Raw genomic sequence first — 6,000 nt, 5'->3', positions numbered from 1 at the left:
GTTATTGGCTGTACTACGCTCTGTGCGATGTTCGCCACATCGGTGATTCGCTTCATCCTCCCGGCGGCGGTGTTGGAACACTTTGCCTCTGAGGCTGCGGTGGGTTACGTATTTTCACTGCTTGCGGCAGGCACCGTGCTGGGGGGCGTGCTCTACACGCGCTTCAATCCGCGCACCACTGCACGGTTGGTGCTGCGCTATTGGGTGGTTTACGGCGCACTGTTTTTTTCGGCTGCAGTAGCGCTGCAATTCAATACCTGGTTGTTCCTGCTGATCCTCTTCCTGGTTGGCTTCATCGGAGCATTTGTCGATATCGCTATCGTGACAAACATCCAGTGTTTGTCGAATGAGCACGAAGTTGGCAGGAACTTTTCCCTTTATTACTTCACGGCCGTCATTGGGGATGCTGTTTCAGGGCTGGTTGCCAGCATGGTCTTCCTGCTTGCGGGGTCAGCAACCTTCATCTGGATGACGCTCATGCTGTTCATCGCACCGGTACGCTGGAACCTGAAAGGACGTGCCCTTGATACCGACAATACGGCGTAACGCGACGCTCGGTAGTGGCACGTGGAGGTAGGCTTGAGCGGGTATTGCGATGCCTCAGGCGGGTGTTGAAGATTGAGCACAAGCCTGCCGATACGCCCCCGGTGTCACCCCATACGCCTGCTTGAACTGCCGGCTCAAATGGCTCTGGTCAGCAAACCCCAGGTCAAACGCCACTTCCGAACCGACCAGGCCGCTCTTCAGCATTTCCCGGGCGCGGGCCAGGCGGCGTTGTTTCAACCAGGCATGTGGCGGCAGGCCGGTGGCCTGGCGGAATACCCGTGCGAAGTGGAACGGTGACAGGTTGACTGCGGCGGCCAGCGCTTCGAGCGAGGGTGGGTCGGCCAATTGGCTTTCCAGCAGTTCGCGGGCGCGGGCCACGGCCAGGGGTTCGTGGCCGGGGGCTGAAGGCTCGGCGCATTGCCCATGACGCTGCACCAGGGCCAGCACCGCCTGGCGCCAGGCGGTCTGTTGCTGCAGGGCGCTGGCGCCGGCTTCGGACAGCTGATGCAGCTGGCTGAAGGCGATGGCCAGGGCAGGGTCCTGGATGACGCTGTCCTTGAACCTGGGCATGCCGTGACGGCCCAGTTCCAGCTCGTCGAGCACGCCGGTTACCCGCTCGTGCTCGGGGTAGAAACCGCGATAACGCCAGCCCGCTTCATGGGCTGTGGCACCGGTATGCAGCTCGTCAGGGTTGATCAGCACCATGCTGCCAACCGGCGCCAAGTGCTCGCTGCCTCGGTGCCAGAAGCGCTGCGCCCCGGATTCGATCACGGTGAACACATAGCCTTCGTGCACATGCGGGGCGAAACGCTGCTGGAAATAACGCGCGTGCAGCATCTCGACGTCGCCCAGTGCCGGCGCCTGCCAGAGGTGTGTCTGCTCGCGCAGGGGCGTGCTCATGCCAGCCAGCTGCGCAGGAAGAAGAAGATCAACATGCTCACCAGCATGCTCAGCAATACGCTGCGGGTCAACAGCACCAGGGCGATGGCCACCAGTGAGCCCAGCAGGTAGGGGTTGAGCAGGCTCAGGTTGAGCTGGTGCTCGGGCATGAAGATGATCGGGCCGCAGATGGCGGTGAGCATGCCCGGCACGGCAAAGCCAAGGAACTGCCTGGCGTTGGAGCTCAGACGCAAGGGTAGGCGCGGCTCCAAGAATGCATAGCGGTTGAGGAACACGATGGCGCCCATGGCAAAGATCAGGATCCAGGTCATGCTCGGGCTCCGGCAAATTTCTGGCAGATGAACCCGGCGCCCATACCCAGCAGGCCTGCGGCCACCAGGGCGGTCTCCCAGTGCCAATGGCTGAACAATACCGAGCAGAACAACGACACAGCTACGCACACCACCGTGGGCAGGTTGCGCACCAGCGGTGCGATCAGGGCGACGAAGGTGGCGACGATGGAGAAGTCCAGGCCGAACTGGTCCAGGTGTGGAATGTTCTTGCCCAGCAGGATGCCGGCCAGGGTAAACAGGTTCCAGGCAATATAGAAGGTCAGGCCCACCCCCAGGGCGTACCAGCGGTTGAACTGCTGTTGGTCGTACTGGCTGGTCAGGGCGAAGAATTCGTCGGTCAGCAGAAAACCAAGGCCCAGGCGCCAGCGCAGCGGCTGGCTGGACAGTACCGGGCGCATCGACAGGCCGTACAGCAGGTGCTGCGAGGTCAGCAGCAGGGTGGTGAGCAGGATCGACGCCAGGTTGGCGCCGCCTTTGAGCATGCCGATGGCCACCAGTTGCGCGGCGCCAGCGAAGACGATGGCCGACAGCCCTTGCCCTTCCCAGGCAGTGAGGTTGGCTTCGATGGCCATGGAGCCGGCCAGCAGCCCCCAGGGGGCGACGGCCAGGGACAGGGGAAGAATGGCGATGGCGCCGTGGAGAAAGGCTTGGCGGGCGATGTGGGGCATGATGGCTGCAATGCTTTACGTGGTAGGCCAGCATGCCAGAAGGGGTAGGAGCATGGCTTGAACGATCTTGCTGGTCTATCGCCTGCCGCGCGCAGTCCCTTGTAGCAGCGCGTTAGCTCGGTGGATTATGGATGGCGGGTCAGATGCTGTTGTGCTGTCACACAGCCATTGATGTCCACGGCCTTCTGCAGCAGGGTCAGGCGGTGCTGCGGGTCGAGGTCGCCGAGCAGGCGGTACACTTCGGCCTGGTAGTCACGCTGGCGCCCCCACAGCATGTCCAGGCCTTGTGGCCGGCTGCGGTTGCAGGTCAGGCGGGTGGCCGGTTGCGGGTAGTAGGGGGCGTACACGGTGGCCATGCTGGGGATGGCTTCCAGCGCTGCGCGGTACTCGCTGCTGACGTTGTAGGGCCGGCACCAGGTGGCGATGGCCGGCGCGGGTGCGGCAAACCCCTGCTGGAGGCTGGCCACGAGTAACGGGCAGGCGGCATCCGGAATTTGCGCGACGGGCAGGTACGTGATGTAGTACAGCGCCAGGCGGTACTGCGCGACCGGGTGGCCCAGCTCGACCGATTTTTTCAGCAGGGCTACCGCTGTCGGCAAGGTGTGGGCCAGGGCCTGGCCCTGGCGGCTGAGCTCGGGGTCGCCGCCAACGGCTGTGCGCAGAGTATCGGCGTTGTCGCTCTGGTTGTCGGCCTGCTCCAGCAACGGCAAAGCCTGGCGGTAGAGCAGGTCGGCATGAGGGTCGATGCGCACCTCCAGCGCGTGCGCAGCCAGCGGCATTAGGGCGATCAACAGCGGGGGCAGGCGTCGCATGCGGCTCACAGGCAAGCCCCATGGGCGGCCAGGCAAGGATGGACGGCTTCGATGTTCATGGCGGTCAAGCGTGCGCCTCGGCAAATCGGAACGACGACGTATTCTAGCCACCCAGGCGGGCGGCCGGAAGACCACCTGGCAACTGTCAGACGAGCTTGATCGGCGTGACCTTGCGCAGGGCGTGTTTTTCCTGGGCCAGACCGAGTTTCGCGGTGATCACCTTTGCCAGGGCATTGTTGCCCAGATCGTTCAGGTGCAGGCGGTCGATGAACAGGTCGGCCCCGAACACGGGTGAGCTGTTGAGCATGCAGTTCATGTCGTAGCAAGGCACAGGGTCGGCCTGGCTCTTGATGCGGCGGAAAAACGCCGAATGCAACTGGCTGTCGAATGCACCCTCCAGCAGCCGGTCGAAGTTCGCCGGTTTTTGCTGCAGCGCGGTCAGCATGGCCTGTTCACCGGCAGGCAGGGTATCCCGGCACCAGGGCAGCAACGGCTGCAGAATGAAGGTGAGGGTGGCGTGGCTGTCTGCCAGTAGCCGGTCCCATTGGCGCAAGGTACGGCCAATGTTATCGGCAGCACGGGCCAGGCGCTTTTCCGGGGGCGACAGCGGCCAGCTGACCGGGGCGGCGACCACAGGGGTGGCCAGCGCCTGACGGATACGCCGCCACAGCGACTGCCGACGGGGTGGTGCGGCGGGCTGCATGCCTTCGCTGAAACTGTTGAGAAAGTCCTGGTAGGCCTTGGCGTGCTGCGGGCCGTTGAGGTTGGCGAGGACTTCACTGAGGGCTTCGTGGGCCAGGCTGTTGAGGCCGCTGAGCACCACCACGTGGCCGAGCTGGCCAAGGCGGTGCTGGTGGGTCAGGAACATCAGCAGCTCCTGGCTGGCGTTGAGCCCGCAGCCGGCCAGGCTCAGCCAGACTTCGCCGGTGAGCATCGACAGGTGCGAGGCCACCGTGTGCTCGTCGGAGCTGGCGCCGATACCCAGGGCCGTGGAACCGCCGACCAGCAGGTTGATACGCGAAGCACCGCCGCGCTCGGCTGCGGAAAAGCGCTTGCCGGCGCAATGGCTGTAGCGCAGGCCGAGCGCATCGGTATTGATGGTGCCAGAGCGGTAGCCACTTTCGTGTACATGCACGGTGAGCGGGGCACGCCGGCTGCCCAGCAGCAGAAAGCGTTGGTAGTCCTGCTGCAACGGTGAAGGAGATGCGTTCATGTCAGTCACGGCCATGGTCGCTCCTTCGGTTGCGCCGAGTGTTGCGCTTCACGTTCAGGCTGCCAGCTCCTTGAGGTTGTACAGCAGGCCACCGGCGGCGATCAGCAGCAGGGCCACACCGGAAGCCAGGCTTATCATGCGGTTGCTCCGCTGCGAGGCGATCTTGCCGATGGCGAAGATGTACAGGCTGAGCACGGCAAAATCGATGGCCACCCACAGCAGCGACAGGACCACCATGCTTTTGCCGAACGACTCGGTGATCTGGATGAACTGCGGAAAGAAGGCGATGAAGAAAATGATGTCCTTCGGGTTGGAGATACCCACCATGAACCCTTGCAGCAGCCCGCCACGCCCAGCCTTGGGGGCTTCGCTCGCCGCTTCCGGGGCAGGCGCCTTCAGGGCTTCCCTCAACGTGCCCACCGCGATGTAGCCGATGAACAGGCAGCCCAGCAGGCTCATGGTGCTGAGCCAGGCCTTGTCGATGGCGGCGCTGGTGAGAATGATCCAGGCCGCTGCACCGATCAGCACCAGTGACGCCCAGTTGGTGCCGACGGCGGTAAACATGGCCTTGCGCGAACCGGAGGCGGCCGCAGTGTTGACGATCAGTGCCACCACCGGGCCGGGGGTAGCGATAAGCAGCAGGACAGTGAGGGCATAGGTGGCGGTAAGTGCGGTATTCACGGTCAGTTCTCGATCAGTATGTCGGTTGCCGCCGGGTGTGCGGCATGGGCGTGGAATGGGCAGCGCGACGGGTTGAGCGACCCCGCCTCCTGAAGTTGGTACTGCTTCCACTCGTAGTTGTCGGCATCGCCGAAGAAGCCGAGGGTGTCAGGTACGACACCGTCGTTGTAATGGTGCACGCGTTCGCGAATGCGCTCGCGGATTTTCCTGCCGCTCTCGGTATTGGCGTTGGCCACTTCGTCGAAGTTTTCCCGTGGGTTGATGACGAAGGTGATGTGCTGGCCCAGGTTGCGGCTTTTCATTTGCTGGTGGCCGGGGAAGTTCATGTTGATGAACAGGGGCATGCCGGCATAGCAGAACGACCAGGCGGTGTCGTCGGGGTCGGTGGGAATGCCTTGCGGCCACGGGTGTGGGTCGCGCGCATGTACGCCACGCAACACTTTCCAGGCCAGCGCCTGTTGTTCGGCCAGGGTGCTGCCCGCTGCCGTTTCGAGGAACACCACCAGTGGGCTGCTGATGCGCTGTTTGGGTTTGATCGGCGTGACGGTGCGCACGTAGTCGGCCAGCCCTTGGGCGATGTTATCGGCCAGCTGCTCGGCGCCGGCGAAAAGAATATGGCAGGTTTCGCCGTTGACCGCCTTGCGGCCGAACAGGCAGGGGAAGTCAGGGTTGGCGAGAATACTGCGAAAATGCTCTATGGTCTTGTAAGTCCAGTGCTGCGTGTTCCAGACATGTTCATCGGCCAGCTCTAGCGCATCCAGGCGATAGCAATTTCCATATCCCGTAAACATGATTTCCCCAGGCGTAAATTTAATGAACGTTTAAGCCACATGCAGGCAGGATCTTGG

The 6,000-nt window shown here is 63.1% G+C and carries 8 protein-coding genes; 1 reads left to right on the top strand and 7 read right to left on the bottom strand.

What is annotated here, in order from left to right; translation table 11 throughout:
* Positions 1-546 (top strand): MFS transporter (locus ACF8MI_RS03340; RefSeq protein WP_392517366.1); only part of this gene is annotated, 546 nt, incomplete at its 5' end.
* Positions 547-600: 54 nt separating this feature from the next.
* On the opposite strand, the gene ACF8MI_RS03335 is transcribed toward ACF8MI_RS03340, so the two are convergent.
* From ACF8MI_RS03335 to ACF8MI_RS03305, 7 genes are all read right to left on the bottom strand, one after another.
* Entirely contained in the window at positions 601-1,446 is an 846-nt protein-coding gene (locus tag ACF8MI_RS03335) for an AraC family transcriptional regulator (RefSeq protein ID WP_060498260.1), read from the bottom strand.
* Positions 1,443-1,757: an AzlD domain-containing protein gene (locus tag ACF8MI_RS03330; RefSeq protein ID WP_104835140.1), complete on the bottom strand. Its 315-nt coding sequence runs from the start codon at positions 1,755-1,757 to the stop codon at positions 1,443-1,445. Before ACF8MI_RS03330 ends, ACF8MI_RS03335 begins: the two co-directional genes overlap by 4 nt.
* Positions 1,754-2,446, bottom strand: a complete 693-nt coding sequence (locus tag ACF8MI_RS03325) for an AzlC family ABC transporter permease (RefSeq protein WP_060498258.1) — start codon at positions 2,444-2,446, stop codon at positions 1,754-1,756. Before ACF8MI_RS03325 ends, ACF8MI_RS03330 begins: the two co-directional genes overlap by 4 nt.
* A gap of 125 nt (positions 2,447-2,571) precedes the next feature.
* Positions 2,572-3,267 (bottom strand): sel1 repeat family protein, encoded by a 696-nt coding sequence (locus ACF8MI_RS03320; protein WP_060498257.1) that lies wholly within the window; start codon positions 3,265-3,267, stop codon positions 2,572-2,574.
* Between the two features lie 136 nt (positions 3,268-3,403).
* Positions 3,404-4,486, bottom strand: coding sequence for a hypothetical protein (locus ACF8MI_RS03315; protein WP_060498256.1), 1,083 nt, complete (start codon positions 4,484-4,486; stop codon positions 3,404-3,406).
* A 39-nt stretch (positions 4,487-4,525) separates the two neighbouring features.
* The gene (locus ACF8MI_RS03310) at positions 4,526-5,152 is read right to left on the bottom strand and encodes a LysE family translocator (protein ID WP_060498255.1); all 627 of its coding nucleotides are present in this window, start codon (positions 5,150-5,152) and stop codon (positions 4,526-4,528) included.
* Positions 5,153-5,154: 2 nt separating this feature from the next.
* Entirely contained in the window at positions 5,155-5,943 is a 789-nt protein-coding gene (locus tag ACF8MI_RS03305; RefSeq protein ID WP_060498254.1) for a YqcI/YcgG family protein, read from the bottom strand.
* Positions 5,944-6,000 lie beyond the last annotated feature (57 nt).

This window comes from Pseudomonas sp. yb_9, from assembly GCF_043103635.1.
Classification (GTDB): domain Bacteria; phylum Pseudomonadota; class Gammaproteobacteria; order Pseudomonadales; family Pseudomonadaceae; genus Aquipseudomonas; species Aquipseudomonas monteilii.
Note: the sequence above shows the minus strand (reverse complement) of the source record. Positions and strands in the feature narration are given on the sequence as shown.

Coding starts and splice junctions, on each gene's coding strand:
- ACF8MI_RS03335 (WP_060498260.1), bottom strand. CDS start 1,446: ATGAGCACGCCCCTGCGCGAGCAGACACACCTCTGGCAGGCGCCGGCA.
- ACF8MI_RS03330 (WP_104835140.1), bottom strand. CDS start 1,757: ATGACCTGGATCCTGATCTTTGCCATGGGCGCCATCGTGTTCCTCAAC.
- ACF8MI_RS03325 (WP_060498258.1), bottom strand. CDS start 2,446: ATGCCCCACATCGCCCGCCAAGCCTTTCTCCACGGCGCCATCGCCATT.
- ACF8MI_RS03315 (WP_060498256.1), bottom strand. CDS start 4,486: ATGGCCGTGACTGACATGAACGCATCTCCTTCACCGTTGCAGCAGGAC.
- ACF8MI_RS03305 (WP_060498254.1), bottom strand. CDS start 5,943: ATGTTTACGGGATATGGAAATTGCTATCGCCTGGATGCGCTAGAGCTG.